Source organism: Histidinibacterium aquaticum, assembly GCF_008710275.1.
GTDB classification, from domain to species: Bacteria; Pseudomonadota; Alphaproteobacteria; order Rhodobacterales; family Rhodobacteraceae; genus Oceanicola; species Oceanicola aquaticus.
This window is the reverse complement of record NZ_VYQE01000006.1, coordinates 116313-142122: the sequence shown is the minus strand read 5'-3', so window position 1 is coordinate 142122 and position 25810 is coordinate 116313. Positions and strand designations below refer to the sequence as shown.

Below are 25810 nucleotides of genomic sequence, written 5' to 3'. Positions count from 1 at the left end.
CGACATGACCGCGAACGGCGACTGTGCGCCGACGATGGACTAAGGCAGTAGCACGGGAGATCTTGGTTGGACACGCAGCCTTCCGAAGACAAGTTTTGGCAGAGCCAAGGTGCCGCGGCTCATTCAACGATGAAACTCCATGATCAGCTCGCCAGCTTCTCCTGCCGCGCGAAGGGGCTCAGGCCCAGCCAGGTCTGCATTGAGCGTGTCAGCTCGCGGGAACCCACGAGCAGCAGCGCGTCGCGGTCGACGGCGTCAGCGACGGAACGCAGCCCCATCCAGATCTCCGTCATGGTTCTGAGATCCACGGTCGCGTAGAGGTCGACGTCGAAGCCGGGATCGACATGGCAGAGGTCCACGGTCCGGTCGGGCTCCACGATCAGCCACCACTTGCGCTGGGATCGGGGGAGTTCGGGATAGATGAATTCGATCACCACGCGCCGGCTCGGAACAGGCCGCGTGTCGAGGTTGCGGCGCATGTCCCACATGAGGAGCTCGGGATCGAGGTTCTCCAGCGAGGGCTCGGTCTCCACCCACTTCTGTCCCCAGATGCCGATGGCCTCGATCACCGGCTGAAGGTCGCGCCCGGCCGGAGTCAGGCGGTAGGCAGCGACCTCCGGTCGATCCGCCAACCGTTCCCGCTCCACGACGCCAGCCGCCTCCAGCTCCCTCAGGCGCTTGGAGAGCAGGGCTGGTGACATGCGCGGGACCCCGCGCCGCAATTCGTTGAAACGGGTCGATCCGGCGACGAGCTCCCGCAGAAGCACGACCGTCCACCGGGTGCAGAGGACCTCCGCTGCCATCGCGACGGGGCAGAACTGTTGGTAGCTTGCATTGGTCATGGCGCGTCTCCCGGTTCGGATACGACGTCAGGGTCTCATACCGGCCCCGAGCGAGGCCAGTTCAGATAGTGAACCGGGCGGATTCACTTCGTGAACTGGCCCGGCGATGTCTCCGGCTGTCAGTCTCCTCCCCGTGCCGGGATGGTCCGGCACGTGGCACCCTGCCCAAAGGAGGAGATCATGCCCTTGGTCGACATCGAACTCATCGAAGGCGCCTTCGATGACGAGGAAAAACAGCGAATGATCCGAGAGGTGACCGAAGCCATAGTTGCGGTGGAGGGCGAAGCCCTGCGCGGCGTCACCTGGGTCCGAGTGCGGGAGGTTGCCAGTGGCGATTGGGCCATCGGCGGAAGGCCGATGACTGCCGCGGACGTTCGAGGCGCGCGCGCCGAGCACGCCTGAGACTCTTTAGGGGATATGGGAGGAGACATCATGGCCCAGACACTCGCAAAAGACCTGGACACCGTGACCCTCTACGAACGTCTCGGCGGGGCCGCAGGTATCCGCCGGATCGTCGACGGGGCGGTCGCGGCCCATATGGACAACCCTCTGATCGGCCACCGCTTTCAGCCCTACGCCGACCGGCCGGATCGGGTCGAGGAGATCAAGCAGCATACCTGCGATTTCTTCGCCGCCGGCAGCGGCGGGCCCGACGCCTATTCCGGGCGAAGCATGACCGAGGCCCATCGCGGCATGGAGATCGGCGGGGCGGAATACGACGCGGCCGCGGACGACATCCTGCGAACGATGACGACCTTGGGATACGGGCCAGCGACCTGCGCCGAGGTGAGGGAGATCCCTCGGTCTCTGAAACCCGAGATCATTCATGTTTGAGCGGTCGAAAGCGTCCGACCGCGGAAAGGCAGACAATTCATGACAGCCCAGATCGAAACACACCGCTTCGAAACCCCCGATGACCGCCTCGACATGAAGGCGCGCGGCGGCATCGACATTGTCAGGACCGGCCAGGGGTCCACCGGCATGCACGCGGTCTTCGAGCCCGGGTGGACCTGGGAGGCGGACGAAAAGCCGCTTCTCGGCTCCCCCGACACATGCCCGATGCACCACACAGGTTACTGCCTCTCGGGCAGACTGATGGTGCGCATGGTGGAAAGCGATGAGGAGACGGCGATCACAAGGGGCGACTTCTTCGAGATTCCGCCTGGTCACGATGCCTATGTCGCAGGCGAGGAGCCTGTCGAGTTGATCCTCTTCGAGGCCGCGCACGATCACGCCCGATAGTGCTACGACCCCCGGGCCGCGCATGAAAGCTGCCTTGCTGCGGTCCGGGGCCGGCACACGGCAACCGGAGGGGCTGCTCTTCAGCTGGCCATCGACACCTAAGACCAGGGGAAGAGAGTTTACTGTCGCTACTGGGGTCCAAAAAACACTTGGGACGCGCGGCTCAGAATGCTTTGCGATGGGCGCCGCGACGAGGGACCGCGCCACTTCACCATCGACGCGACACACCAGATCGCGAGACAAGATCGGGCAAGTGTCCCACGGAGCCTCCATAGAGACGACGTGTGAGGGGCTCCGCGACCGCCTGGCCGGCCACATCCGTCCGCGATGAGAATTCTGTTCTGGTCTCTCATCGGGCCTCCGCTCGATGATGTTCACGCCAGAGCCAAATCATCTGGTCGACGGTCCATAGCTGCGCGCCTATCGTGGTGATCAGGCACCACGTGTGATCCAGGGGTCAGCACTGCACATCGCGCAGGTCGAAGTCGATCGTCTGCCCACGCAAACTTCGGGCACCCGCGGATTCGACTGTCCAAGGAGGACCGTCCTCCAGATTACCAAAGAAGCCAGACTGCGCCTTTCGAGCCTGCTACCGGGGACTGGCTTGGCATCGGGCTAAAACGTTGACTCGCCAGTTTAATCCGGAGCCTTGAGTGCAGGGTCAAGGCCTTGGTGGGCACGTTCCGCCGCGTTGTCGAGACTGCCGGACATATCGCCCAGATCCTCCATGTATGCTTCTTCGAAAACGCCTGTTTCCACGTCCTGAATTACGCCTTGGGCATATATCCCGTCCCCGGCGGTGCCGAAACGATAGCGAAGGCGTTTCGTCGCCGGGGAGGCTTCGCCATAGCCCGGATCGCACGGCCCAGGAGCGGCGCGGTCGGCGCGCAAGGGCCGGCCCTCGGGATCAAGCAGCACAGTGACATCCACGGGGCGGGAGCTCTCGCCATCACCGGTCGTCATGTCGGGAGCCGTATTGGATGAGAGAAAGGGGCGCACTTCATCAGCCGTCATCCCGAGATCGGCCGCGACTTGGCGGGCGACAGCATCGGTGACGGCCTCGGGCGGTAACTGTGACCCGGCGTCGTCCACGGGCAGGCGCGGCACGTCCGGCTGCGGTTCCAGCAACGTGACCCGGTAACCGTGCAGCGTCAGTATCTTGGCACCATCCACGTCACCCCTCTGCCGGCCCCAACCGAAATAGTTGCCGTCCGGCTGCTCGAACATGGCATAATCGAACGCGATACCCTCCACGGTGAAGTCACCATACCATCCGACACGATTGCCCGCGCCGATATCCTCTGCCGACAGGCCGGGGATGCCAGAGGCGATGCCGTCGAAGTCGATGCCCTCCATGCAGGAGCGGCGCAGCTCCAGGTTTGCGCCGTTGTCCTGGGCCAGGGTCATCCGTGTCCCGCCCAGGTGCCGGATCAGCGTGGCGCCCATCGGGGGATGACTGAAGCGATCGGTGCGGGTGAAATCCATGTAACTGACCGTGGCCGTGCCTTCGATGTATTCGATACGCACCGGTACCTCGGGCTCAGTCTCGTCGATGATCGTGGCGGTGGCGCGGACAGGATCGAAGATGGTGGTGCCGGGACCGTAATGCGTCATCTCGACGGGGAAGGTCTCGTCGCCTTCGGGTTCGGCATCGGGCATGAGACCGATGGCCACGGTCGTCTCGGTGGTTCCGGGCGCGAGGGCGGCGACCTTTTGCCATGGCTCGAAGTCCGCCCCAGGCGTGGCGCTGCCCGCGCCAGGGGCGGCGAAGACGACCTCGCGGCGATCACTGTCGTGCCTTTGTGTAATCGTCAGGATGACGGCGCCGCCTTCCGGGCCGGGTTGCGCCTCGACACTGAAATAATTGTCGTTGTCGAGGATCGTCAGCGGGATCGCCGGCGCGGCGTTGACGACGACCGGTGGGTTGGTCGTATCCAGCGGTGTGACGGATTGAACGGTGGCCACGAGCGTCTCGCGCTGCACCTCGTCCTCAGCATCGTCGACGATGTTGACGCGTGCAGTCTTGACCACCTCACCTGGCTGGAAGGTGACGGGGATCAAAGAGGGCGTGAAATCGGTGCCGGCGCTGGCATCCACCCCGCTCAGGCTCACCTCCACCAGCAGTACATGATCGGCCGGCGCGTCGAGCCGGATCAGCAATTCGATACTGGGCAAAACACCTTCGCGGGCCTCGGTTCCCACGGCCTCCATCGTGAGGGTTTGGGCGGAGACGGTAATAGGGACAAGGGCTGCAAGAAGTGGGAGAAAGCGGATCATACTGCGGTCCTTTCTACTCGATACACGGCTGCCGGGGACGGAATTTCCAGATCGACCCGACCGAAACCGTGCGGCCGGGGGCCGTAACCGGCAATGGGGCCGCCCGGCCCGCCCGCATCCAGCACCACGCAATCGCGCCTATGAGGCAGAGCGCGCCTGGTTGCTGCCCTCCGGCCGACGGCTCGGGCACCGGCCGCAATGGGCGGCGAGCCCTTCAATGAAGTGCATCAATCTACCCCGGTGATCTCTATGCGATCGAACTCGGCGACTGTTTGCTCGGACCCCAGCGTGCCTGCGAAGAGCGCCGGATCGCCGCTGGTGCGCAGCACCTGAATAGGATCGGTTTCGATAACTTCGGGGCCACCCTCCTGCATGGTCCAGCCATCCATCTCCAAGCGGCCGACATAGTCGCGCCCGCGCTTAGAGATGGTCAGCCGCGCGCCTTTCTCCTCGAAGTCGCGCAGGATCTGCGCCAGATCGTAGCCACGTATATCGCCGGCAATCTCCACCTCGGCACGGGTCTCGGTTCCGCCCGAAACGGCACGCAGGCGCAGCCAGAGATCGTCGTTCGAGTTGCCCTGACGAAAGACATAGACACTGATATGATTGTCCACGTCTCGGTAGCGTCCGACCTGGACGATGGCTCTGCGGCCGCCGAGCGACTGCACCTCGCCCATCCGCGACGTAAAGTCGGCACTGATATCCCAATCTCCCTCGGGGAAGGTGGCCTCGGTCCAGCGAAAGATATTCGGCTGATCCGCGGCATCGCCCATGTAGCCGGGCTGAACCGTCATAGTGATCAGGGCGCCGTCATCAAGGATGAACCCTGACGGGTTGGGGTGATCGACGGTCCAGTCGTCGCCCAGATTGTCGCGCTCGAACTCATCCACGAAGAGCGGCTCGCTCGGCACCGGGGCGCTGACCTCCTGTAAGGCTCCGCTGAGTGATGCCGCATCCGAGGCTGGCAGAAAGCGCCCGCCGGTTGTCTCGGCGAGACAGGCAAGCTGGCCGTCCGTATCCGCCACGTCGAACCCGATGACATGGGCGGTCAGCCCAGCCCCATCATCGGCAAGATCAACGCCTAACTCGCACAGATCCGCCCCACAGTTCTCCAGCCCGTCCGTCACGACGATCACAGAGCCGCCGGGCCCGACCGCCTCTGCCGCTGTTCGGACCGAGGCGCCGATCGGCGTCTTGCCGCGTGGTGACACGTCCGCCATTTCCGCTTCAGCCGCCCGAATATCCAGCGGACCGGGCGCCATTAGCGTTTCGATATCGTCGCAGTCGCCCTCGCTACGGTGGCCATAGGCCATGAGCCCCACGTCCCGGTCTTCGGGCCAATCGGCCAACATCCGTCCCACGGACTCGCGCGCGATCTCGATCTTGGTCTGATCTTCTATCTGGCCCCACATGCTCCCCGAACCGTCGAGGATCAGCATTGTAGCGCCGATTCCATCGGCGGCAGTCGATGTGGCGAGGCTGGCGATCAGCACTCCGGCGGCGGCTCCAGCGCGAGTAGTCATGGAGGCTCCTTCCTGTCCCAGTTGAGAACAGGATAGGGAAGTTCCTGGCGGACCTAATGGTGCAGTTGCACTATCTTGATGATGATTTACCATAAGCTGACATGGAGTTGGACGGTGATCTCGCACGCCGCATCAGCGCGCTACAGGCGGGCTTTTTGACGGCCAGCCTCGACCCGGAGCGCATCGAGAAGATGTTGTCGGAGGCGGCGGAATTGGTCCGGGCGGACGCCGCCATGGGCGCTTGGATCGACGCCGGCGCCCCACTGATCGTCACCTGGCGCGCGGGACCGCAAATCGCGGAATACTACTTGAAACATGCCGCTGGCGTCGATCGCGAGGGTAACCTGCGCAGCCTCGATCCCGACCTGGACCGGATCAATCACACGCGCCGCCAACTTGGAACCGGCGTGTATCACGAGCGCGCCTTCGCAACGCGCAAAAGGATCGAAAGCGCAGCCTACCACCGCGAGGGTTTTGCCCCGGCCGGCATGAATCACATCATCGGCATGACCACGCGTCTCGCCGTGGGCGAAGCAATATTCGCCTTCGGCTACGATACTGCCGATGCTCCGCCCCTCGCAGACGGGCGGGCCAAGAGCATCCTAAATCTATTGCTGCCCGCGTTCGCACACGGCTTCGAGACACTGGACCGAAAGGGGCGCAATCTGGCGCGCCTGAGACGGGCAATTGCGGACAGCGATCTCGATGCGACTCTCGACGACGAAGAGACTGGTGCCGACAGTCATGCACGTCTCCAAATACCGCTGCCCGAGCCAATGCCAAGCTATCTCACAGTCGCGGGACCCGACAGTAAGACGCAAGCGACCCGCCTGGCCCAGCAGTTTGCTCTGACGGCCCGGCAGACCCAGGCAACCCGATGCATGCTCGAGGGAATGTCGACGCGCGAAATTGCCGATGAACTGGGCATCAGCTACAACACCGCGCGTCGGCATTGCGAAGCGGTATTGCAACGAACGGGTGCGAAGCGTCGTAGCCAACTGACCGCATTGGCGTTTCTGGAGCGTTGATGCTCATGACGGTCGGCAAAACTTCATTCTGTACAATTCCAGCGAACTCACACCTTTTCCGCGGAGGGGGCCGTCGTCATCTGACCGATGCTGCACGTCTCAGCGAATGGCCGCTTCGGGAAGTTTATGGCGGGATGAACGCGAACCGCCAAATGGCGGCTATGGGCCGTTTCGGTCCAAGACTATTGTACCGAGTGCATGCCGCGCCTTTGCGCAAATCGTGGGTCAGCCCGCCAAGTCAGAAAGATTGGCGTCGAGCAGCGCTTGCTGTTCCTTTGGGGAGAGGCCCTCTTCGAGAATGTCGCAGATGACTTCGAAGACAGCTGCGGCCTCCCCGTCCGACGCCGTCTGCCAGATCCACTCAGACCCTTCTATGGCAATATCGATGAGGTCCCCGCGCGCAACGGCGAGATCCAACTCTGGCAGTTCAAGCTCGATGCGAACACCTCCAAGCGCCTGCTGAGGCAGGGTTGTGTCCATCGCGTACCGGTCGAAGTTGTCAAAAACCTCCTGCTGAACACTGAAGGACAGCGCGCGGGTCGCGATCTCGATGATCGGGCGCAGTAGGCCCTTAGCAGCCTCGCTACCATCCGCGGCATCCAGCGCCTCCAACAGTTCGGTTTTTCCGCGGAGGCCCGACGGAACAGTTAATTTCAGTCTCAATCTGGCACTTTTATCCTGACCCGGGGCACGCGGCTGAAGCACGATGCTCACCTATCGTGACCGGAGGGCGTGCCAAGGCGTGACGGTAGAAAAGCTGGAATTTTCAGGAATGCTATGCCTGTGCGATGAAATGCACGATCATGTTGTTCGTCTTGCCAGTCATGCCGGCAGCCGACGGCTTTGGCCTTTGCGGCACGACCGCTGATGACGCAAGCGCGAGACTATATGGGCGGGGGTTTTGGGCCAGCCGCTACTGACCGGCCCGACTTCTCAGAGTTCCACCGCTTCAGCGATGGCGAGCGCATCTTCGAGCTCGACGCCGAGGTAGCGCACCGTGCTATCCATCTTCGTATGGCCGAGCAGGAGCTGCACGGCGCGGAGGTTTCCAGTCTTGCGATATATCTGCGCCACCTTGGTTCGCCTCATGGAGTGAGTGCCATAGGCGCTTGGCTCCAGACCGATCGAAGTCACCCAGTCCCGCACGAGGCGGGCATATTGCCGTGTGGAGATATGTCGGCGTTCGTGAAAGCGCCCGGGCCAGAGGTGCTCAGACCCGATCATCAGCGGAGCTTCGAGCCAAGCCGCGACGGCTTTTCGAGTCCCTTCGGTGATCTCGAAGCTGACCGGCCTCCGGGTCTTGCTCTGGATGATCGAGGCGCGGCGCTTGACCTGTCCGGCCGCAAAGACGTCGGCGACCTTCAGCTTCACCAGGTCGCATCCACGCAACTTGCTGTCGATGGCGAGATTAAAGAGCGCCAGCTCGCGAGTCTGCTGTGCGATCTCGAGGCGCACCCGGATCGCCCATACATGCTGCGGTTCGAGCGGACGCTTCTGGCCGACGATGCGGCCCTTATTCCAAGCGGTGCGGCAAGCGCGGATGGCTGGCAGGTTTGCGGTCGGCATGGTGGTTCCTCCGATCCACCACGCCCGCCACATCTTCGGCACCATGCCGACGGCCGAGCATAGCAAACCTGCTGTGCCGCCCGACGATTCCGCAGCTGGAGCGTGCCGCGCTGCCGCATGACCGCTTCGAGCCTGTACTGACCGCGTTGATGACAGCCTGCTTCGCGCTTGCAACATGGTCCGGTTCGACGTGAACGGCATTAACCGGGCTCAAACGAGGGGGCAGCCGCCGCACCGCAGCGATCTCCAAGCGGCCGTTCGTCTCTAAACAGCCTGGTTCAAATTCTTGGGGTCGCTCTGAGTATGAAGCTTGCTCAACTGTGCAAATATCGGGACTGCGTCGTCAGCGGTCGAGTTGTGACAGCCAAGCAGTTTGCAGCGCTTCGCGCAGTTCCAGGTGAAGTATCCATGGTGCAGACGCATTCTCGGAGTCTGCACTTCCGCGATAGCCGACGAGAGAGATACCGTCGAGGTCCTCGGGGTTCATGCCCGCGACTTGATCGATCGACAGGAACTCACCGATCATGATTCCTACGCTGGCGAACGATCTCTTGACCGAGGCGCGCGACTTGTACCCTGCGGCGCGCGCCATCCGGACCTCGGTCAGTCCGTCCTCCTTGGCAAGGGCGAGGGCGTCGAGAAGTGCACATTGCGGCTTCGAGAGCTCGATCTGGCGGATCGCCTCGGCGTATTCGGCCGCGCTCGGGATCACTCCTCCACTATGAGCGTCCATGCGCCGGTCCGCGGTCCGAGACGATTCCCGATCGTCGAGCGCCGAGTGAAGCGCCTCGATCGCGGCCTGTTCGGTCGCTCCATAGGCCTCCGCGATTAGACCCTGCGCCCTTGCAGGAGGCTTCGGAAAGGCACGGGCGACATATTCGCCGCTTAGGCGACCCGACTTGATCTGGTAGCGGCCATGGGCACCAACCTTGATGGAGGAGGCCGCCACTCTCTCAGGGGCAGCTTTCTTCCGTTCTTGCGTGGAAGCAAAGATGTCCTGACCGCGAGCGGCGCGAGCCCTGAGGCTATTTGATCTCATTTATTGTCCCTTGAATTCGCTATCATTGCCGTAGCGCTCTTTTTTTCTGCGTGTTCGTCGGTGCGGAGAGAGTGGACGGTCGCTAAGTCAACCCGCCGTTCGGCGCTCCTGCACCTCCTTGTTGATCCGGCTGGCCTTCAGTCGCGCCGTCAGATCCTTACGAGCCTCGGCTTCGCAGCGCAGAATGTTGCGCGCCACGCGGTCGGTCGTTGCGAGCGCCATCTCTTGGCGTGTCGGGCGAAGTCGGTTTTCCTTGGAAATGCTGGTCATTCTGGTCCCACTCTTGTGGTAAAGGAGACGGTCCCGAGTCACCCCGAGACGTACGGACTTTTGGACCTTGCGAGACGAAGCCGCGACAGCCACTTCGTCCTGATTTTTGGTCAGGCGAGCGCGAGGGCTATCGCGCATGCGAGCCGGGTCCGAGGTGGCAGAGGCTCGAAAAACAACGACCTCATTAACGACGTGACCACTCTGGAGAAATTTTACAAGATCCACTGGGCTTATGGTTGAAATTTTATTTCTCGTAGCCACATTCTCAGAGAACTTGAAGACGTGGGGCCTATGGACCGGCCTCAATGGTGGGGCTGTGCCTCGCTTCGCAGCGAAATGGTGAAGAATTTCGCAGCCGACTGGACCCAACGGCGGATTCAAACCCGCGTCTCACGACAGCCGACCTGCATTCGAACCTCCGGAGGAAACCGCCGAGGTCCCTCTCCGCGAAACGCCGATCAGGCCGAAAGACAAGACGATCCAGTTTTCTCGATGAGGCGTGGCAGATCGCGCATTTTGCCCGGGAGAGTCCGCCATGGCGAAGTCTATCAAGACCAGGGCCACTCTACTCAAGCCGTTCCGTCTCGCCACTTTCGACGAGGTTCTGCCGGCCGGCGACTATCTGATCAAGATGGAATTGATTGACCCAGTTGATTGGATCGATCCCGGCGATTGGATCGCTTCGGTGTTGGTCCATCTGAAATCGTGCGCATCCCGTTCCGGCCGTTCGCGAACACTGACAGTCCCCTTGATCGAGCTTGAGCGAGCGGAGGCCGAGGATAAGGTGACTGGCAAGGCGCTTTTCGACTACTTCCTCCAGGAGATGCTTGCCGATCCAATGATCTGCCTCGTTATGCAGGCTGATGGTGTGGCGGAAGACAAATTTCGCGCATCCCGCCGTGGTATGGTTACGGCAAAGCCCGCGCGAGAAATTGGCGGGTTCGTAGCACTGCCCATGCAGGAGAAGCCGGAAGCATCTAACCCTCTGCTCCCGAAGCCGAGGGACCAAGTACCAACGAAAGGCGACGCCGTGCATGACGCGAACGAGCGCCCCACCGATCTCGATCGGCATCGCAGCCCCGAGAGCAGAATTGTCATCGGCCTGCGCCGGAAGGCTGCAAACGCGCAGCCTGCCTCCGATGGCAAGCAGCTGGAAGAGCGCCTCGAGGCTGCGCTACTTGCAGGGCCTGCACAATCCTGGGGCGAGGCCATGACGAGAGCGAAGTTTCTTCTGGAGCGCTTTGCCGCGACAGCCGAGGCGGATGACGCCCGCATCCGGACACTGATCGACCGGCTGCTCGGGGACATGGACGGACTGAACGAACGAGGGGAATGAAAGAAATGATGAGCGAACCGGTGTAGTCTCTCGGTCCGGCGCGTGCGCGGCAAGGCTTCGAAATAGAACGAGGCTGGCTCCGATGCGGAACGCAATTCTGGAGCGAATCCTTCGCTGCGGCTGAGAGAGACGATGGAACTTATTCAGACCTCACTGCGAATTGTGGAGCGCGCTGATCTGGGCGAGCTCTTCAGCCTATCGGTCTTGCCGCATCAGGTTATGTACGTCGCTCCGAATGCCCTTACGTTCGCGGAATTCGCTTACATCTCAGGGGGCTGCGTTTTTCGATCCGACATGCCGAGGAAATCGTGGGGCTCATGGGCCTCATCGACCTCAGAGAGCATGACGAACTGGAGGAAGGCGATGATCCCAACGCCGCTTTCCTCATGCGCATGATGATCGGCAGCGAGCATCAAGGCCAAGGCTTTGGGACGAGCGCCATGCATCATGCGATCAGCTGGGCTCGTGCTCGGGGGAATAGCGCCTTCCAGACATCCGTAGTTCCGGGCAACCACGCGGCGCTACGGTTCTACGTGTCGCTTGGGCTTAATAGGACCGGCCGGGTCGTGGAAGACGAGATCGAACTGACCATGGGGCTGTAGCGACCTCGGTCTGGGCGCCAAGCGGCAGTTTCTGCGCGCCGTTCCCAATGACCGCTTTGAGAAAGGCGGGCCCGGCGACGGGCATCGAGGCGAATGTCAGCTCTGGGCCGCTCGCCACGCAGAGCGTCTCGCTGCACCTGCGAACTCAGACCGGCACCCCTCGGCCAATATGGGCTCAAAGCAGACGGCCGCCCAGTTGAGCTTTGCGCTCGATCTAGCCACGCTCCTCGACACGTCCAGGGCCTGGCTGAGTGGATAGCCCCCATTGCACCGCCCGGACAGGACCGCCCGCCGGCGTTCCATCCGGGGCCGGACAGATGTCCTCTAAATCTACTTGCCCTTAAAATACAGGGACTTGATCGGATGTCCAACCTTGGACACCCCGGATCACCGGGTCAGGATCAGCTCGTCGTCGGCGATCTCGATCCGCTCGAAGCGCTGCAGGTAGCCCATGCCGAGGAGCGAGCCGTAGAGCTCTCCCTCGTTCACCAGCGCCCGCACGTTCCGGTCCTCGATGGGTCCGAGCGAGACCGTCTCCAGCCGCACCGGGGCCGTCCGGACCGTCCCGTTCGCGGTGGCCGCCGTGCCGGTATAGGCGAGATCGGCCAGGTCGATCCCCACCGCCTTCGCGTCGGCCCGGCTCAGAACCATCTCGGACGCGCCGGTATCGACGACGAAATCCACCGGCGCGCCGTTGATCTCGAGCGTCAGCCGGTAGTGGCCGTCGTAGCCCCGCGGCACCGAGATCGCCCGCTCCGACAGCACCGACTGCTGCGGCATCTGCGACCGGATGTCGGTCCAAAGCCCCACCGCCAGCGCGACGCCCACGAAGATCAGCGCCCAGGTCGCGGCCTGCTTCAGCATCTTGCCCGTGCTCTCGCGGTTGCTCGCGATCAGCCAGCCGCCAACGGCGAGGCCGAGGAGCACGAGGTAGGCGAGGTTTCCGTAGTCGCTGCCGGTCATGCAGACCGATATGGGGGGCGCGAGCCCCCCTGTCCACTCACCCGGCGATGCCGAAGGTGCGAAGTCCGTCGAGGATGAACTGCACCGAGAGCGCCGCCAGCAGCATCCCCAGCAGCCGCGTCACCACGTTGACGCCGACCTTGCCCAGCCCCCGCTCGATGGGGCCCGCCATCATGAAGAGCCCGAAGGCGATGGCGAGGACGGTCAGCATCACGCCGATCACGCTGGCGAAATGCGCCGGCCCCTCGGCCTGGCCGGTCAGCAGGATCATCGTCGCGATGGCCCCGGGGCCTGCGAGCAGCGGGATCGCCAGCGGAAACACGGAAGGGTCGTCGGAAGGGTCCTCTTCCGCCTGGTCCTCGCGCCGCGCCTGCCGCCGCTCGAAGAGCATGTCGAGCGCGGTGAGGAACAGAAGGATACCGCCCGCGATCCGGAAGGCGGGCATCGAGATGCCGACGAAGCCCAGAAGCGCTTCGCCGAAGATGACGAAGGCCAGCAGGATTAGCGCGGCCGTCACCACCGCGCGCACCGCGATGCGCCGCCGCCGGGCGTCGGGCATCCCCCTGGTCACGGCGACGAAGACCGGGGTCAAGCCGATCGGGTCGATGATGACGAAGAGCGCCGTGAAGGCGGCGATGAGGTCGGGGAGCGTCATCGCGCCTCCGCCGCCTCCAGTTTCTCCAGCGCCGCCATCCAGAGCGTCTCCGCCCGGTCGAGCCCGTCCATGACCTCGGCGTACTTGCGGTTCCAGGTCTCGAGCTCGCCGGTCCGGCCGTCCTCGTAGAGGTCGGGGTCGGCGAGCTTCTGCGAGAGCTTCTCTCGCATGTCCTCGATCTTGCGTACGCGGTCCTCGCAGCGCCGCGCCTCGGCGCGCAGTTCGAGGATCTGGTCGCGGGAGGGGCGGGGGGCCTTGGGTTTCTCCGCCTTCTTCTCCTTCTCCTTCGGCTTGTCGGAAGAGAGCAGCATTCGCCGGTAGGCCTCGAGGTCGTCGTCGAAGGGCCGGACCCGCCCGTCCTTCACCAGCCAGAGCCGGTCGGCCACGAGGCTGAGCAGATGCATGTCGTGCGAGACCAGCACCACCGCGCCGGTGTAGGCGGTCAGCGCCTCGACCAGCGCCTCGCGGCTCTCGATGTCGAGGTGGTTGGTCGGCTCGTCGAGGATCAGCAGGTGCGGCGAGTCGAGCGTGGCCAGCATCAGCGAGAGCCGAGCCTTCTGCCCGCCCGAGAGCCGCCCCGCCGGCAGTTCCGCCTGCTGCGCCGTCAGCCCGAAGCCCGCCAGCCGCGAGCGCAGCCGCGCCGGCGCCTCGTCGGGACGTTCGCGCCGGACGTGGTCGATGGGCGTCTCCTCGGGGCGCAGCTCCTCCAGCTGGTGCTGTGCGAAATAGCCCACCCGCAGCTTGCCGGCGCGCGTCATCTTGCCGTGCAACGGCGCGAGCTTCTCGGCCAGCAGCTTCGACAGGGTCGACTTGCCCTCGCCGTTTCGGCCCAGCAGCGCGATGCGGTCGTCCTGGTCGATGCGCAGGTCCAGCTTGTCGAGCACCGGCTCGCCGTCGTAGCCGACGCCCACGCCCTCCATCGCGATGATCGGCGGCGAGAGTTCCTCGGGCTCGGGGAAGGTGAAGGCGCGCAGCGCGGCCTCCTGCGGGGTCGAGGTCAGCTGGATCCGCTCGATCATCTTCAGCCGCGACTGCGCCTGCTTGGCCTTCGACGCCTTGTAGCGGAACCGGTCGACGAAGCTCTGCAGGTGCGCGACGCGGGCCTTGGCCTTCTGGTTCTCGGCCTCCGCCACCGCGAGCCGCGCCGCGCGTTGCTCCGCGAACTTGTCGTAGGGCGTGGCGTAGTAGGTGATCTTGCGGTCCTCGAGGTGGAGGATCCCGCCCACCGCGCGGTTCAGCAGGCCCCGGTCGTGCGAGATCACGAGCACCGTGTGCGGGTACTTCGCGAGGTAGCTTTCCAGCCAGAGCGCGCCCTCGAGGTCGAGGTAGTTGGTCGGTTCGTCCAGCAGCAGCAGGTCCGGCTCGGCGAAGAGCACCGCCGCCAGCGCCACGCGCATCCGCCAGCCGCCCGAGAAGGCGGAGCAGGGCATCCGCTGCTCGGCGTCGTCGAACCCGAGGCCCTTGAGGATCGAGGCGGCCCGCGCCTCGGCCGACCAGGCGTCGATGTCCGCAAGCCGTGTCTGGATCTCGGCGATCCGCGAGGGGTCGTCGCTTTCCTCGGCCATGAGCTCGGCCCGCTCGGTGTCGGCGGCCATCACCGTGTCGATCAGCGAGACCTCGTTGCCCGGCACCTCCTGGTCGACGCCGCCAATGCGCGCGCCGCGCTGCAGTTCGATCTCACCGCCCTCGGGCGCCAGCTCCCCCCGGATCAGCCGGAAGAGGGTCGTCTTGCCGGTGCCGTTTCGGCCCACGACCCCGACCTTGTGCCCGGTCGGAATGGTTGCGGTCGCGCCCTCGAGCAGGGGGCGGCCGGCGACGGAATAGCTCAGGTCGGAAATGCGCAGCATGTGCGGGAGGTGCCAGAGCCTCGCGGGGCCGTCAACGCGCTTGCTTCCGCGGCAAAGCGCCCTCTCTTCGGCTGGATGCAGAAGGACCGCGACATGGATCGACCGACGGACGAAGAGACTCTCAGGAAACACCTCTCCGCCCACCCGGTGGAGGGGGAGGTCGAGGCCATGCGCAAGGCCTTCGAAGCCCGGCTCGGCCCGCAGCCGGAGCTTGCGCCGACGGAGATCGGCGGCGTGCCGGCGCGAACGACGGGGGAGGGGCCACTCGTGCTCTGGTTTCACGGCGGCGGCTACGTCTTCGGCGCGCCGGAGACCCATGCGCTCATGGCCGAGCGGCTGGCAGAGGCGGGGCTGAGGGTCGTACTGCCCGTCTATCCGCGCGCGCCCGAGGACCGCTGGCCTGCCATGCTGGACGCAGCCTGCGGGATCGTCGACGCGGTGGAAGGTCCGCTCGCCGTTGGCGGGGACAGCGCAGGCGGGCACCTGGCGCTGAACCTCGCGCTGGCGCGGCCCGGCCGCGTGGCGGCCCTTGGCCTGATCGCGCCTAACACCGACCGCACCGGGAAGAGCGCCACCAGAGACCGCAGCAGCGACGCGATGAACGACGATGCGGGCGACCTCGCGCTCTGGCGGAAGACGGCGGAGATCGCGGACAGCGATCCTCAGGCCTCGCCCCTGCTGGCCGACCTCTCGGAGCTGCCGCCGTTGCACCTGGAGGCCGCGGGCGACGAGATCCTGCTCGACGACAGCCTGCTGCTTGTCCGCGGGGCCGGGCTTCGGGGCGTGGAAACCACGCTCCATGTCACGCCGGGCCTGTTTCACATGTTCCCGCTCTGGCCCGACGCCCTGCCGCAGGGCGCAGCGGCGCTGGACCGTCTGGGCGCCCATTTCGCGCGGCATCTGGCGGCTTGAGGGGGGCAGACCCCCATGCTAGGCGAGCCGCGATATCCGAAACCCCCTGACGAGGCTCATCACATGGCTGTGGAACGCACCCTTTCGATCATCAAACCCGACGCCACCAACCGGAACCTCACCGGCAAGATCAACGCCAAGTTCGAGGACGCCGGCCTGCGCATCATCGCGCAGAAGCGCATCCAGCTGACCAAGGACCAGGCCGGCGCCTTCTACGCCGTCCACAAGGAGCGCCCGTTCTTCGACGAGCTGACCTCCTTCATGGCCTCGGCCCCGGTCGTGGTGCAGGTGCTGGAAGGTGAAGGCGCGATCGCGAAGAACCGCGAAGTGATGGGCGCCACGAACCCCGCCGATGCGGCGCCGGGCACCATCCGTGCCGAGTTCGCCGAGTCGGTCGGCGAGAACTCGGTTCACGGCTCCGACGCGCCCGAGACCGCGGCCGAAGAAATCTCCTTCTTCTTCTCCGGCCTAGAGCTGGTCGGCTAACGGATTTCCACCGTTTCGGCGTGGCCGTCGATCACATCGGCGGCCGCGTCATCTCCCACTTTCTCGAAGTGCTCGCGCAGCAGCCGGACGTTGCGCAGGTTCCCCTTCCAGCCGACGTCGAACAGGTCGCCGACGAGGGGAATGGAGCCGACGATCCAGTCGATCCCGGCGTTACCACACATCGCCAAAAGCTTGTGCTGCGGCACACCCATCTCGCGCGCCTTCCAGATGATCCATCCGGCGGGCGCGAGGGTGAGCGTATCCCCGATGCCGGGCACCAGGCCGATGATTGAGTCGGCGCCCACCCGGATCTTGGTGCCCGGGATCCGGAAGAGGCTGTCCATGTTCCGGGCCAGCCGCTCCAGTCGTTCAACTTCCTCGAGCCGGGTCATGCGCGGGCGGGCTCGTCACGTGCGATGATGTAGATCGCGTGCACGATGCCCGGGATATAGCCGAGGATCGTCAGGAGGATGTTGATCCAGAAATGCTTGCGCAGGCCTTCCTGCAGGAACACGCCGAGCGGCGGCAGCAGGATGGCGACGATAATGCGGATGATATCCATTGTTCGGTCTCCCGTGTGGGTTCACCCACGTCAACGGACATCCCCCCGCGATGTTCCGCCGCCCCCGGTCAAGGGGCAGGGAGCGGCGGGTATCACCCGCCGGCCGGCGTCCGGGCAAAGTGGGAGGGTCTTCGCCCGGGCGCGGCCGGACGGGATCGCGCGTCGGCGCCCGTCAGATGCTCGCGTAGTCGCGGAACGTGACTGGAGGGCGGGGACGCGGCTCCTTGGGAGAAGTCCCCTGCGCGGGGGTCTGCTTGCTCGTGCTCTTGCCTGCCATTGGGATCACCTTTCGGCCTGATGCGATCAATCCCGGTCGATCGGCCTTCTTTGCGAGGCCATGACCCTGATCCGTGACTCTGAAATCGGACGTCGGGCTGGCGGAATCGTGTCGGAAATGTGGCGCGCCGTCGAGATTGTATCGGTGTCACGGGGGCCTCCGGGCCGTCCGTGAGCGCCCCTTCGCCGATGCAGGTGAGGCCTGCGCAGGCGCTTGCGAAAAAATCTGAATCCGGCCCGAGAAATCTCTTGAATCGACTCGGACGATGCCGCAGATGCGCGAACAGAACAGACGCCAACGCACGCGCCTCTGGCCACGTCCGGTGATCGAGCCTAGCGAGCTCACCAGACACACCGGCACGCGTTATGCAGCGACGGTAACGTCTCCCTTGGAACTGAGCGGTCATAGCTGGCCGGGTCTATTGGAGATGACCATGACGATGCATAACGCGCAGCTGCGCGCCGATTCCGCTGTCTCCCGCCTCGACACCTTCATCGCCCTGTCGGACTTCGACCGGCCGACGCTCGTCGTCGACCTCGACCGGGTCGAGCGCCAGTTCCGCGCGCTGGCCACCGGCCTCGGACGCGCCCAGATCCACTACGCCGTGAAGGCCAACCCTGCCGAGGAGGTCATCGACCGCCTCGTCTCTCTCGGCTCGCACTTCGACGCCGCCTCCCGCGGCGAGATCGCGCTCTGCCTGTCCCGCGGCGCGAAACCGCGCGAGATCTCCTTCGGCAACACGATCAAGAAGCCCTCCGACATCGCCTGGGCCTGGGACCGCGGCATCACCCTCTTTGCCGCCGACGCCGAGGAGGAGCTGGAGAAGATCGCCGAGCATGCCCCCGGCGCGCGCGTCTACATCCGCCTCATCGTCGAGGTCTCCGAGGCCGACTGGCCGCTGACCCGCAAGTTCGGCTGCGACGCCTCCAAGGCGCTCGAGCTCATGGACTACGCCCGCGACCTCGCGCTCGACCCGGTGGGCATCTCCTTTCACGTCGGCTCGCAGACCCGCCGCGCCGAGATGTGGGGCCCCGCGCTCGACGCGCTGGCCGAGACCTGGGCCGCGGCGCAGGCGGCCGGCCACGGCCTCAGCATCCTCAACATCGGCGGCGGCTTCCCCGCCTTCTACGGCGAGGAGATCGAGGCCCCCGAGGCCTATGCCCGCGCCGTGATGGAGATGGTCGAGGCCCGCTTCCCGAACGTGCCGCACATCATGGCCGAGCCCGGCCGCGGCATGGTCGCCGAGGCCGGGACCATCGTCGCCGAAGCCATGCTGGTCAGCCGCAAATCGGACCGCGACCTGCACCGCTGGGTCTACCTCGACATCGGCCGCTTCTCCGGTCTGGCCGAGACCGAGGGCGAGGCGATCCGCTACCAGCTCGAGACCGCGCGCGATCATGAGCCGATGGGGCCCTGCATCCTCGCGGGTCCCTCCTGCGACAGCGCCGACGTGCTCTACGAGAAGCGGCCGGTCATGCTGCCCGTGGGCCTGAAGTCCGGCGACCGGGTGCTGATCCGGAACACCGGGGCCTACACCTCGACCTACTCCTCGGTGGGTTTCAACGGCTTCCCTCCGCTGGACGTCGTCTGCATCTGAGGCCCGCGCGGCGCACGGTATACCATTGTGCGCCGCTAACGCTCTGACGGAAAAAGATTTTCCCGCTTTACCGGGCCGGGTTTTCCTCTACCTTGACGCAAGGAGAGGGAGGCCGGTCCATGACCATCGACGATCATCCCCAGCGTTACGCGATGGCCAACGAGCTGCACGCTCGGCCCTTTCCCATCGTCCAGGCACCGGCCCGCGCGGCCTATCTCGCGCTCAAACCGGCGGAGAACGCCGCCGGCCGTGACCGCGACGCCGACCGCGCGCATCTCGTCGAGCTGCTCGACCGCTTCGGGGCCAAGCACCCCCAGCCGGGCGCCACGCACTACTTCGGGCAGATCGGCCGGCACCAGCTCAAGTGGGAGAGCCACACCGAGTTCGTGACCTTCACGATCTTCGGCGACGGCGTGGCCGAACGCCCCTTCGAGGCGGAGACCTTTCGCCTCTTCCCCGAGGACTGGCTCGCGAACGCGCCGGGTCAGAGGCTCACCTCGGCGCTGATCCGGATCGAGGAGGCGGAGACCGACGAGGGCATCATCCCCAAGGTCACCGACTGGTTCGTGCCCGAAAGCCTCGCGATCTCGCGCGTGCTCGACGACCAGCTCGTGGTCGCCGGGGACTTCCACATCGATCCGTCCGGACACATGCGCTTCGCGGTCTTCGTCAGGCCGGACACCGGACCCCAGCGGACCGGCCGCGTGATACAGCGCCTCTGCGAGATCGAGACCTACAAGGCGATGTCGATGCTGGGCCTCTTCATGGCCCGCGACATCGGCGGCAAGCTCAACGGGATCGAGAACAAGCTGACCGAGCTCGTGGCTGACATGACCGGCCCGCTCGCCCGGCCCGAGGAGACGCTGAACTCGCTGCTCGCGATCTCGGCCGAGCTCGAGACCCTCGTCGCCCAGACCTCCTTCCGCTTCGGGGCGACCGGCGCCTACGAGACCATCGTGAACCAGCGCATCGAGGTTCTGCGCGAGACCCGCTTCGGCGGCCGCCAGACCTTCGCCGAGTTCATGATGCGCCGCTTCGACCCGGCCATGCGGACGGTGAAATCGACCGAGCGGCGGATGCAGGCCATGTCGGACCGGGCGCTGAGGGCAGGGGACCTGCTAAGGACGCAGGTCGACGTCGCGCGCTCCGCGCAGAACCAGTCGCTGCTGGAGTCGATGGACCGACGCTCCGACATGCAGCTGCGGCTGCAGAAAACGGTCGAGGGTCTCTCCGTCGTGGCGATCAGCTACTACGCGCTGAACCTCGTGCTCTACCTCCTCGCACCCTTCGCCGAGGGGGCGGGGCTCTCGCGCACCGTCCTGGGCGCGATCGCGATGCCGCTCGTCGTGATTGCCGTGGCGCTCATGGTCCGCAGCATCCGAAAGTCGGTCGAGAAGGGCTAGGCTGCCTGCGCAGCGGTCGAGCGCGCGCGCGACGGCAGCCTCAGCAGGCCCGTCTTCCAGGTGGCAAAAGCCGCGCCCGCGCCGCCCAGCACGTTCGCCGCGACCGCCGCGCCGACGATTCCAGGGTAGCCGAAGAGCGTCACCCCCGCCCAGGCCAGCGGCAGGTAGATGACCGCGATCCGGGAGAGCGAGAGCCCGAGCGACCAGACCGCCTTGTCGCGGGCGTTCATCGCCGCGTTGCCGGTGACGACCATGCCGTAGCCAAAGAGGCTCCAGCCGACCCAGCGGAGGTACTGCGCGCCGAACTCGGCCGCGTCCGAGCCGTTGGCGATCGCCGCCGCGATGGGCGTGGCGAAGAGGAAGAGCAGCGCGCCGACGCCGAGCCCGTAGAGCGCGCACCACGAGAAACAGAGCCAGAGGCCTCTCGCGGCGCGGTCCTGCCGCTCCGCGCCCCAGTTCTGGCCGACCACCGGGCCGATCCCGGCCGAGAGCGCCATGAGGGGGACGAGCGCCATGGACTGCACCCGGGTCGCCGCGCCGAAGCCCGCGACCGCGGTCTCGCCCACGACCGAGACCGCAGCCGTGACGGCGGCCATACCCGCCGGGTTGATGGCGTTCGACACCGCCGCCGGGGCGCCGACATGGGCGATGGTCTTGATCGAGAACCAGAGCTCGAGGAAGGGCCGCGAGCGCACCCGCAGCAGCCCCGACCAGACCGCCAGCGCCACCGCGCCACAGACCGCCGCGACGCGTGCGAGGAAGGTGGCGAGGCCCGCGCCCTCGGTCCCGAGCGCGGGGATCGGCCCGAGCCCGAAGATCAGGATCGGGTCCATCCCCACGTTCATCAGGGCCGAGACGGTCATGATCCCCGCGGCCCAGCCGCCCTTGCCGTGGGCGCGGAAGACCGCCTGGATCTGCATCAGCGTGACCAGCAACGGGAAGGAGAGCGCCCACCAGGGCATGTATTCCGCGATCTCCACCGCCACGGCCTCGCTCGCGCCCAATAGCCGGAAGAGCGCCGGGAAGCTCCACCAGACCGCCAGCGCGACGAGGATCGACAGCGTGGTCCCGAGCCCGACCGCATGCAGCGCCAGGCGATGCTCGGCGTCCTCGCTCTCCTTCCGGCCGATGGCCTGGCTGACGGCGGCGTTGGTCCCAGCGGACAGGCCGATGGAGAGCGAGGTGATCGCCGTGATGACCGGGAAGATGTAGCCGACCGCGGCCAGCGGGTCGCGCCCCAGCCTGCCCAGGAAGAAGGCATCGGCCAGCCCAACCGAGAGAACGGCGAAGATTCCGATGGTCATGGGGGCGGACACGGCGGCAATCGCGCGCCAGACGGCCCCGCGGGTCAGGTCGCGGGTTGGCTGAGACATGAAGCCGAAATGCGGCCGCTGCCGCGCGGTTCCGCCCCTGCGGCACTCTTGCCCAGCCGCGCGCCAGGGGCCAAGTAGGACGCATCACCCGCAAGGAGCCGTCATGCCCGTCCGCAACCGCATTTCCGAACTCGTGCCCGAGATCACCGAGTGGCGACGGGACCTGCACGCGCACCCTGAACTGATGTTCGACACCCACCGCACCGCCGGCCTCGTCGCCGAGCGGCTCCGGGACTTCGGCTGCGACGAGGTGGTCGAGGGGATCGGACGCACCGGCGTCGTCGGCGTGATCGAGGGGCAGGGGCCCGGGCGCACCGTGGGCCTTCGCGCCGACATGGACGCGCTCCCCATCGAGGAACGGACCGGCCGCGACTACGCCTCGACCGAGCCCGGCAAGATGCACGCCTGCGGCCACGACGGCCACACGGCCATGCTCCTCGGCGCTGCCCGCTACCTTGCCGAGACCCGGAACTTCGCCGGCCGTGTCGTGGTGATCTTCCAGCCCGCCGAGGAAGGCGGGGCCGGGGGGCGCTTCATGTGCGAGGACGGCCTGATGGAGCGCTGGGGCATCGAGGAGGTCTACGGCATGCACAACTGGCCCGGCATCCCGACCGGCCAGTTCGCCATCCGCCCCGGTCCCTTCTTCGCCGCCTCCGACGACTTCGAGATTGTCATCGAGGGGCGCGGCGGTCACGCCGCCAAGCCGCACGAGACCGTTGACAGCGTACTCGTCGCCTCCCACGTCGTGCTCGCGCTCCAGAGCATCGCCGCCCGCAACGCCGACCCGGTCGAGCAATGCGTGGTCTCGGTCACCACGCTCGACAGCTCGTCCAAGGCCTTCAACGTCCTGCCCCAGCGGGTGACGCTGCGCGGCACTGTCCGGACGCTCAAGCCCGAGGTGCAGGACCTGGCCGAGGCCCGCCTCACCGCGCTGGCCGAACAGACCGCCGCCGCCTACGGCGCCCAGGCCGCTGTCACCTACAACCGCGGCTATCCCGTCATGGCGAACCACGACGCCGAGACCGAGCATGCCGCGGAAGCCGCCCGCGCCGTTTCCGGCGACTGCGCCGAGGCGCCGCTCGTCATGGGCGGAGAGGACTTCGCCTTCATGCTGCTGGAGCGGCCCGGAGCCTATATCCTCGTCGGCAACGGCGACACCGCCGCCGTGCATTCGCCGGACTACGACTTCTCCGACGAGGCGATCCCGGCGGGCACCTCCTGGTGGGCCGAGATCGCCGAGCGCCGCCTGGGCCCGCCCGCCCGCCAATGACCCGCGCCACCGTCGCCTGCATCAAGTGGGGCACCGCCTTCGGGCCGGAATACGTGAACCGCCTCTATTCCGGCGTCCGGCGGCACCTGCCCCTGCCGGTGCGATTCCTCTGCATGACCGAGGATGCCGAGGGCCTGCACCCGGACGTGGAAGTGCTGCCTCTGCCGGAGGAGCCCTTCCACGAGGAGATGTCAAAGGCCCTCGCCGTCGCCAACCGGCAGGGAGCGATGCGCAAGGTTTCCCTCTTCCGCCCCGGCCTGATCCCCGACCACGAGGGCCCGGTGCTGGGCTTCGATCTAGACGTCGTGATCACCGGAGATATCACGCCGCTCTGGGAACTGCCCGACGAGAAGGTCGCCATGCGCGCCGACTGGGTGGAGGCCCGCCGCGGGCGGCCAACAGGACACGGGTCCGTTTTCCGCTTCACGCCCGAGAGGCACGGATACCTCTACGAGGACATCGCGAAGGACCCCACCGGCGAGGTCGAGCGCGCCCGTGGATCCGAGCAGCGCTATACCTCGACCAAGGCGCAGGACCGCGGCGAGTTCGACTACCTGCCCGAGGACATGGTCGTCAGCTTCAAGCACGACTGCCTCGGCCTGCCGCCCGTCAACTGGCTCCGCCCCGCGCGGCTGCCGGAAAACGCCCGCGTCGTCTGCTTCCACGGCCATCCCAAGATGCCCGAGGCGGTCGAGGGCTACTCCGGCTCTCTCCTGCGCTATGCCCGCCCGGTCCCCTGGCTACGCGAGCACTGGATCGACAGGGCCCGCGCGGATCTCGGCGCGGAATGGGCCTGAGACACCGGGTCCACTGGACCTCGGACGCCGGATGAGGCAAGGACGTAGCGACCGCGCAGGAGACGCACCATGGGCATCGGACACAACATCAAGCGCCTCTTCACCTGGTGGGACGGGCAGACCTTCAACACCCAGTTCTTCACCTGGCGCAACGGCGAGAAGGTCGGCGAAGACGACCAGGGCAACCTCTATTACCGCAACGCGGACGACTCGAAGCGTTGGGTCATCTTCAACGGAGAGGTCGAGGGCAGCCGCATCGCGCCCGAGTGGCATGGCTGGCTGCACCGCACCTGGGACGAACCCCCGACCGAGAAGCCGCTGAAGCACCAGCCGTGGGAGAAGGAGCACCTGCCGAATCTCACCGGTACCGATGACGCCTACGCGCCGATCGGCTCGATCCGGCGGCCGCAGCCGGCGCCCCGCTCCGACTACGAGGCCTGGACACCCGAGTAATGCGAGAGAACCCGCTCGAACTCGCGGCCGGCGGCGCGGTGCTTGCCTTCGCCGTTGGCTTTCTCGTCTTCATGACCCAGAGCACGGGCGTCACCGCCCGCACCGACGGCTATTCGCTGAACGGCAACTTCCGCTCGGCCGAGGGCATCAACGTCGGGACCGACGTGAAGCTCGCGGGCGTGAAGGTGGGCAGCGTCACCGGCATGGGCCTCAACGACGAGACCTACCGCGCCGAAGTCACCATCACCCTGCGCGACGGCCTGCTCGTGCCGAACGACAGCTCGCTCGCCGTCTCCTCCGAAGGGCTGCTCGGCGGCAACTTCATGGAGATCGTGCCGGGCGGCAGCTTCGACTACTTCCAGCCGGGCGATACCTTCATGGACACGCAGGGCTCGGTGAGCCTCATCAACCTGCTGCTCCGCTACGTAGGCGGGGGCGAGGAATGATCCGCGCCGCGCTTCTCGCGCTGACGCTCGCGGCACCCGCCGCAGCGCAGGAGGCGGTGACGGCACAGGGCGCCGTGCTTCGTGTGCTCGACAAGCAGACGGGTGCGGTGGACGACCTGACCGTGCCGAACGGTACGGCGGTCGAGGTCGGCCTGCTGTCCATCGGTCTCGGCGAGTGCCGCTATCCCGCGGGCAATCCGTCTGGCGATGCCTTCGCGCAGCTCACGATTCACTACCGCGACGACGCGGAGCCGGTCTTTCGCGGCTGGATGATCGCCTCCTCCCCGGCGCTGAGCGCCATGGAGCACCCCCGCTACGACGTCTGGCCGCTGCGCTGCACAACGTCCTGAGCCGGGGGCACGCGCCCCTGCCTGTGAAAATCGGCTGACTGCCGCATCGCCTCGGCCAGCTGGCGCCGGTAGCTGCGGCGCGAGATCTCGATGCCGCCGAGGCTCGCAAGGTGCGGCGTCAGGAACTGCGTGTCGAGCAGCTTGAAGCCGCCGACCCGGAGCCGGTCGACGAGAAAGGCCAGCGCGATCTTCGAGGCGTCGGTCTCGCGGCTGAACATGCTCTCGCCGAAGAACGCAGCGCCAAGCGCCACCCCGTAGACGCCGCCGATGAGGCGCGACTTGTCCTCCGACCAGACCTCGACCGAATGTGCGTGGCCGGACCGGAAGAGTGCGTCGTAGAGCGAGAAGATCGTATCGTTGATCCAGGTCTCGTCGCGGTCGGCGCAGCCCTGGACGACGCCGGCGAAGTCCTTGTCGACGGTCACCTTGAACCGCCCCTTGCGCAACCGGCGGGCGAGCGAGCGCGAGACGTGAAAGCCGTCGAGGGGCATCACGCCGCGCAGCCGGGGATCCACCCAGAAGATTTCCGGATCGCCACGGCGCTCTGCCATGGGGAAGATGCCCGTCGCGTAGGCGGTGAGAAGCAGATCCGGCGTCAGGGCAGGGCCGTCGTCTTTCATGAGTCCTTACTGCCCCCCGGGCCGGGCAAAGAAAAGGGAGTTCGACTCCGGGGAACCTCGATCCCGTCCGGTGC

General features: G+C 66.0%; 29 protein-coding genes. 15 read left to right on the top strand and 14 right to left on the bottom strand.

What is annotated here, in order from left to right; translation table 11 throughout:
- Positions 1 to 143: 143 nt before the first annotated feature.
- The gene (locus F3S47_RS17330; RefSeq protein WP_150446573.1) at positions 144 to 842 is read right to left on the bottom strand and encodes a winged helix-turn-helix transcriptional regulator; all 699 of its coding nucleotides are present in this window, start codon (positions 840 to 842) and stop codon (positions 144 to 146) included.
- A gap of 180 nt (positions 843 to 1022) precedes the next feature.
- Between F3S47_RS17330 and F3S47_RS17325 the strand changes: the two genes are divergently transcribed.
- The 3 genes from F3S47_RS17325 to F3S47_RS17315 are packed head-to-tail and all read left to right on the top strand — an operon-like array spanning position 1023 to position 2084.
- On the top strand, positions 1023 to 1244 hold the full coding sequence (locus F3S47_RS17325) for a tautomerase family protein (protein WP_150446572.1): 222 nt from the start codon (positions 1023 to 1025) through the stop codon (positions 1242 to 1244).
- A gap of 30 nt (positions 1245 to 1274) precedes the next feature.
- Complete coding sequence (locus tag F3S47_RS17320) at positions 1275 to 1676, top strand: group I truncated hemoglobin (RefSeq protein ID WP_150446571.1); 402 nt, start codon at positions 1275 to 1277, stop codon at positions 1674 to 1676.
- A 39-nt stretch (positions 1677 to 1715) separates the two neighbouring features.
- Entirely contained in the window at positions 1716 to 2084 is a 369-nt protein-coding gene (locus tag F3S47_RS17315; RefSeq protein WP_150446570.1) for a cupin domain-containing protein, read from the top strand.
- A gap of 636 nt (positions 2085 to 2720) precedes the next feature.
- Here the strand turns inward: F3S47_RS17315 and F3S47_RS17310 are convergent.
- Both F3S47_RS17310 and F3S47_RS17305 read right to left on the bottom strand, forming a co-directional pair.
- Positions 2721 to 4361, bottom strand: coding sequence for a Calx-beta domain-containing protein (locus tag F3S47_RS17310; RefSeq protein WP_150446569.1), 1641 nt, complete (start codon positions 4359 to 4361; stop codon positions 2721 to 2723).
- Positions 4362 to 4588: 227 nt separating this feature from the next.
- A complete protein-coding gene (locus F3S47_RS17305; RefSeq protein WP_191090232.1) occupies positions 4589 to 5884 on the bottom strand; it encodes a vWA domain-containing protein in 1296 nt (431 codons plus the stop codon).
- Between the two features lie 101 nt (positions 5885 to 5985).
- On the opposite strand from F3S47_RS17305, the gene F3S47_RS17300 reads away from it, so the two are divergent.
- Positions 5986 to 6912 (top strand): helix-turn-helix transcriptional regulator, encoded by a 927-nt coding sequence (locus F3S47_RS17300; protein ID WP_150446567.1) that lies wholly within the window; start codon positions 5986 to 5988, stop codon positions 6910 to 6912.
- Positions 6913 to 7137: 225 nt separating this feature from the next.
- On the opposite strand, the gene F3S47_RS17295 is transcribed toward F3S47_RS17300, so the two are convergent.
- The 4 genes from F3S47_RS17295 to F3S47_RS17280 all read right to left on the bottom strand — a co-directional run bounded on the left by F3S47_RS17295 (position 7138) and on the right by F3S47_RS17280 (position 9787).
- Entirely contained in the window at positions 7138 to 7626 is a 489-nt protein-coding gene (locus F3S47_RS17295; RefSeq protein WP_150446566.1) for a hypothetical protein, read from the bottom strand.
- Between the two features lie 219 nt (positions 7627 to 7845).
- Positions 7846 to 8478, bottom strand: coding sequence for a tyrosine-type recombinase/integrase (locus F3S47_RS17290; RefSeq protein WP_150446565.1), 633 nt, complete (start codon positions 8476 to 8478; stop codon positions 7846 to 7848).
- 343 nt (positions 8479 to 8821) lie between these two features.
- Positions 8822 to 9517 (bottom strand): hypothetical protein, encoded by a 696-nt coding sequence (locus F3S47_RS17285; protein ID WP_150446564.1) that lies wholly within the window; start codon positions 9515 to 9517, stop codon positions 8822 to 8824.
- An 87-nt stretch (positions 9518 to 9604) separates the two neighbouring features.
- Entirely contained in the window at positions 9605 to 9787 is a 183-nt protein-coding gene (locus F3S47_RS17280) for a hypothetical protein (protein ID WP_150446563.1), read from the bottom strand.
- A gap of 535 nt (positions 9788 to 10322) precedes the next feature.
- On the opposite strand from F3S47_RS17280, the gene F3S47_RS19480 reads away from it, so the two are divergent.
- Positions 10323 to 11123, top strand: a complete 801-nt coding sequence (locus F3S47_RS19480; protein WP_191090231.1) for a hypothetical protein — start codon at positions 10323 to 10325, stop codon at positions 11121 to 11123.
- 197 nt (positions 11124 to 11320) lie between these two features.
- Positions 11321 to 11725, top strand: a complete 405-nt coding sequence (locus F3S47_RS17270) for a GNAT family N-acetyltransferase (protein ID WP_150446562.1) — start codon at positions 11321 to 11323, stop codon at positions 11723 to 11725.
- A gap of 387 nt (positions 11726 to 12112) precedes the next feature.
- Here the strand turns inward: F3S47_RS17270 and F3S47_RS17265 are convergent, their stop codons facing one another.
- From F3S47_RS17265 to F3S47_RS17255, 3 genes are read right to left on the bottom strand one after another with little or no spacing between them, the layout of a single operon-like run.
- On the bottom strand, positions 12113 to 12688 hold the full coding sequence (locus F3S47_RS17265; RefSeq protein WP_150446561.1) for a retropepsin-like aspartic protease family protein: 576 nt from the start codon (positions 12686 to 12688) through the stop codon (positions 12113 to 12115).
- A 37-nt stretch (positions 12689 to 12725) separates the two neighbouring features.
- On the bottom strand, positions 12726 to 13343 hold the full coding sequence (locus tag F3S47_RS17260; protein ID WP_150446560.1) for a MarC family protein: 618 nt from the start codon (positions 13341 to 13343) through the stop codon (positions 12726 to 12728).
- Positions 13340 to 15190, bottom strand: a complete 1851-nt coding sequence (locus tag F3S47_RS17255) for an ABC-F family ATP-binding cassette domain-containing protein (protein WP_150446559.1) — start codon at positions 15188 to 15190, stop codon at positions 13340 to 13342. The genes F3S47_RS17260 and F3S47_RS17255 overlap by 4 nt, the downstream gene beginning before the upstream one ends.
- A gap of 93 nt (positions 15191 to 15283) precedes the next feature.
- Between F3S47_RS17255 and F3S47_RS17250 the strand changes: the two genes are divergently transcribed.
- A complete protein-coding gene (locus F3S47_RS17250) occupies positions 15284 to 16102 on the top strand; it encodes an alpha/beta hydrolase (RefSeq protein WP_191090229.1) in 819 nt (272 codons plus the stop codon).
- Positions 16103 to 16165: 63 nt separating this feature from the next.
- Positions 16166 to 16588, top strand: a complete 423-nt coding sequence (ndk, locus tag F3S47_RS17245; RefSeq protein WP_150446557.1) for a nucleoside-diphosphate kinase — start codon at positions 16166 to 16168, stop codon at positions 16586 to 16588.
- Here ndk and F3S47_RS17240 read toward each other — a convergent pair.
- Both F3S47_RS17240 and F3S47_RS17235 read right to left on the bottom strand, forming a co-directional pair.
- Positions 16585 to 16980 (bottom strand): DUF4112 domain-containing protein, encoded by a 396-nt coding sequence (locus tag F3S47_RS17240; protein WP_150446556.1) that lies wholly within the window; start codon positions 16978 to 16980, stop codon positions 16585 to 16587. The two genes, ndk and F3S47_RS17240, sit on opposite strands and share 4 nt — an antisense overlap.
- Positions 16977 to 17150, bottom strand: a complete 174-nt coding sequence (locus tag F3S47_RS17235) for a YqaE/Pmp3 family membrane protein (protein WP_150446555.1) — start codon at positions 17148 to 17150, stop codon at positions 16977 to 16979. The genes F3S47_RS17240 and F3S47_RS17235 overlap by 4 nt, the downstream gene beginning before the upstream one ends.
- Positions 17151 to 17854: 704 nt before the next feature.
- On the opposite strand from F3S47_RS17235, the gene F3S47_RS17230 reads away from it, so the two are divergent.
- Positions 17855 to 19024, top strand: a complete 1170-nt coding sequence (locus F3S47_RS17230; RefSeq protein WP_150446554.1) for a type III PLP-dependent enzyme — start codon at positions 17855 to 17857, stop codon at positions 19022 to 19024.
- Between the two features lie 119 nt (positions 19025 to 19143).
- Positions 19144 to 20427 (top strand): DUF3422 family protein, encoded by a 1284-nt coding sequence (locus F3S47_RS17225; RefSeq protein WP_150446553.1) that lies wholly within the window; start codon positions 19144 to 19146, stop codon positions 20425 to 20427.
- Here the strand turns inward: F3S47_RS17225 and F3S47_RS17220 are convergent.
- Positions 20424 to 21800 (bottom strand): MATE family efflux transporter, encoded by a 1377-nt coding sequence (locus tag F3S47_RS17220; protein ID WP_150446552.1) that lies wholly within the window; start codon positions 21798 to 21800, stop codon positions 20424 to 20426. The two genes, F3S47_RS17225 and F3S47_RS17220, sit on opposite strands and share 4 nt — an antisense overlap.
- A 103-nt stretch (positions 21801 to 21903) precedes the next feature.
- Between F3S47_RS17220 and F3S47_RS17215 the strand changes: the two genes are divergently transcribed.
- The 5 genes from F3S47_RS17215 (at position 21904) to F3S47_RS17195 (ending at position 25116) form a co-directional block, all read left to right on the top strand.
- Positions 21904 to 23070, top strand: a complete 1167-nt coding sequence (locus F3S47_RS17215) for a M20 aminoacylase family protein (RefSeq protein WP_150446551.1) — start codon at positions 21904 to 21906, stop codon at positions 23068 to 23070.
- The gene (locus tag F3S47_RS17210; protein ID WP_150446550.1) at positions 23067 to 23867 is read left to right on the top strand and encodes a glycosyl transferase; all 801 of its coding nucleotides are present in this window, start codon (positions 23067 to 23069) and stop codon (positions 23865 to 23867) included. The genes F3S47_RS17215 and F3S47_RS17210 overlap by 4 nt, the downstream gene beginning before the upstream one ends.
- A gap of 69 nt (positions 23868 to 23936) precedes the next feature.
- Positions 23937 to 24320, top strand: a complete 384-nt coding sequence (locus tag F3S47_RS17205) for an NADH:ubiquinone oxidoreductase subunit NDUFA12 (RefSeq protein ID WP_150446549.1) — start codon at positions 23937 to 23939, stop codon at positions 24318 to 24320.
- Complete coding sequence (gene mlaD / locus F3S47_RS17200) at positions 24320 to 24766, top strand: outer membrane lipid asymmetry maintenance protein MlaD (RefSeq protein WP_150446548.1); 447 nt, start codon at positions 24320 to 24322, stop codon at positions 24764 to 24766. The genes F3S47_RS17205 and mlaD overlap by 1 nt, the downstream gene beginning before the upstream one ends.
- Positions 24763 to 25116 carry a DUF2155 domain-containing protein gene (locus F3S47_RS17195; RefSeq protein WP_150446547.1) on the top strand — a complete coding sequence of 118 codons (354 nt, stop codon included), beginning with the start codon at positions 24763 to 24765 and terminating at the stop codon, positions 25114 to 25116. The genes mlaD and F3S47_RS17195 overlap by 4 nt, the downstream gene beginning before the upstream one ends.
- Here the strand turns inward: F3S47_RS17195 and aat are convergent.
- Positions 25080 to 25736, bottom strand: a complete 657-nt coding sequence (aat, locus tag F3S47_RS17190; protein WP_150446546.1) for a leucyl/phenylalanyl-tRNA--protein transferase — start codon at positions 25734 to 25736, stop codon at positions 25080 to 25082. The two genes, F3S47_RS17195 and aat, sit on opposite strands and share 37 nt — an antisense overlap.
- Positions 25737 to 25810: the final 74 nt, after the last annotated feature.

Bases quoted from the DNA above. Each gene is read 5' to 3' on its own strand.
- F3S47_RS17330 (WP_150446573.1), bottom strand. From the start codon at position 842: ATGACCAATGCAAGCTACCAACAGTTCTGCCCCGTCGCGATGGCAGCG.
- F3S47_RS17325 (WP_150446572.1), top strand. From the start codon at position 1,023: ATGCCCTTGGTCGACATCGAACTCATCGAAGGCGCCTTCGATGACGAG.
- F3S47_RS17320 (WP_150446571.1), top strand. From the start codon at position 1,275: ATGGCCCAGACACTCGCAAAAGACCTGGACACCGTGACCCTCTACGAA.
- F3S47_RS17315 (WP_150446570.1), top strand. From the start codon at position 1,716: ATGACAGCCCAGATCGAAACACACCGCTTCGAAACCCCCGATGACCGC.
- F3S47_RS17310 (WP_150446569.1), bottom strand. From the start codon at position 4,361: ATGATCCGCTTTCTCCCACTTCTTGCAGCCCTTGTCCCTATTACCGTC.
- F3S47_RS17305 (WP_191090232.1), bottom strand. From the start codon at position 5,884: ATGACTACTCGCGCTGGAGCCGCCGCCGGAGTGCTGATCGCCAGCCTC.
- F3S47_RS17300 (WP_150446567.1), top strand. From the start codon at position 5,986: ATGGAGTTGGACGGTGATCTCGCACGCCGCATCAGCGCGCTACAGGCG.
- F3S47_RS17290 (WP_150446565.1), bottom strand. From the start codon at position 8,478: ATGCCGACCGCAAACCTGCCAGCCATCCGCGCTTGCCGCACCGCTTGG.
- F3S47_RS17285 (WP_150446564.1), bottom strand. From the start codon at position 9,517: ATGAGATCAAATAGCCTCAGGGCTCGCGCCGCTCGCGGTCAGGACATC.
- F3S47_RS17280 (WP_150446563.1), bottom strand. From the start codon at position 9,787: ATGACCAGCATTTCCAAGGAAAACCGACTTCGCCCGACACGCCAAGAG.
- F3S47_RS19480 (WP_191090231.1), top strand. From the start codon at position 10,323: ATGGCGAAGTCTATCAAGACCAGGGCCACTCTACTCAAGCCGTTCCGT.
- F3S47_RS17265 (WP_150446561.1), bottom strand. From the start codon at position 12,688: ATGACCGGCAGCGACTACGGAAACCTCGCCTACCTCGTGCTCCTCGGC.
- F3S47_RS17260 (WP_150446560.1), bottom strand. From the start codon at position 13,343: ATGACGCTCCCCGACCTCATCGCCGCCTTCACGGCGCTCTTCGTCATC.
- F3S47_RS17255 (WP_150446559.1), bottom strand. From the start codon at position 15,190: ATGCTGCGCATTTCCGACCTGAGCTATTCCGTCGCCGGCCGCCCCCTG.
- F3S47_RS17250 (WP_191090229.1), top strand. From the start codon at position 15,284: ATGGATCGACCGACGGACGAAGAGACTCTCAGGAAACACCTCTCCGCC.
- ndk (WP_150446557.1), top strand. From the start codon at position 16,166: ATGGCTGTGGAACGCACCCTTTCGATCATCAAACCCGACGCCACCAAC.
- F3S47_RS17240 (WP_150446556.1), bottom strand. From the start codon at position 16,980: ATGACCCGGCTCGAGGAAGTTGAACGACTGGAGCGGCTGGCCCGGAAC.
- F3S47_RS17235 (WP_150446555.1), bottom strand. From the start codon at position 17,150: ATGGATATCATCCGCATTATCGTCGCCATCCTGCTGCCGCCGCTCGGC.
- F3S47_RS17230 (WP_150446554.1), top strand. From the start codon at position 17,855: ATGACCATGACGATGCATAACGCGCAGCTGCGCGCCGATTCCGCTGTC.
- F3S47_RS17225 (WP_150446553.1), top strand. From the start codon at position 19,144: ATGACCATCGACGATCATCCCCAGCGTTACGCGATGGCCAACGAGCTG.
- F3S47_RS17220 (WP_150446552.1), bottom strand. From the start codon at position 21,800: ATGTCTCAGCCAACCCGCGACCTGACCCGCGGGGCCGTCTGGCGCGCG.
- F3S47_RS17215 (WP_150446551.1), top strand. From the start codon at position 21,904: ATGCCCGTCCGCAACCGCATTTCCGAACTCGTGCCCGAGATCACCGAG.
- F3S47_RS17210 (WP_150446550.1), top strand. From the start codon at position 23,067: ATGACCCGCGCCACCGTCGCCTGCATCAAGTGGGGCACCGCCTTCGGG.
- F3S47_RS17205 (WP_150446549.1), top strand. From the start codon at position 23,937: ATGGGCATCGGACACAACATCAAGCGCCTCTTCACCTGGTGGGACGGG.
- mlaD (WP_150446548.1), top strand. From the start codon at position 24,320: ATGCGAGAGAACCCGCTCGAACTCGCGGCCGGCGGCGCGGTGCTTGCC.
- F3S47_RS17195 (WP_150446547.1), top strand. From the start codon at position 24,763: ATGATCCGCGCCGCGCTTCTCGCGCTGACGCTCGCGGCACCCGCCGCA.
- aat (WP_150446546.1), bottom strand. From the start codon at position 25,736: ATGAAAGACGACGGCCCTGCCCTGACGCCGGATCTGCTTCTCACCGCC.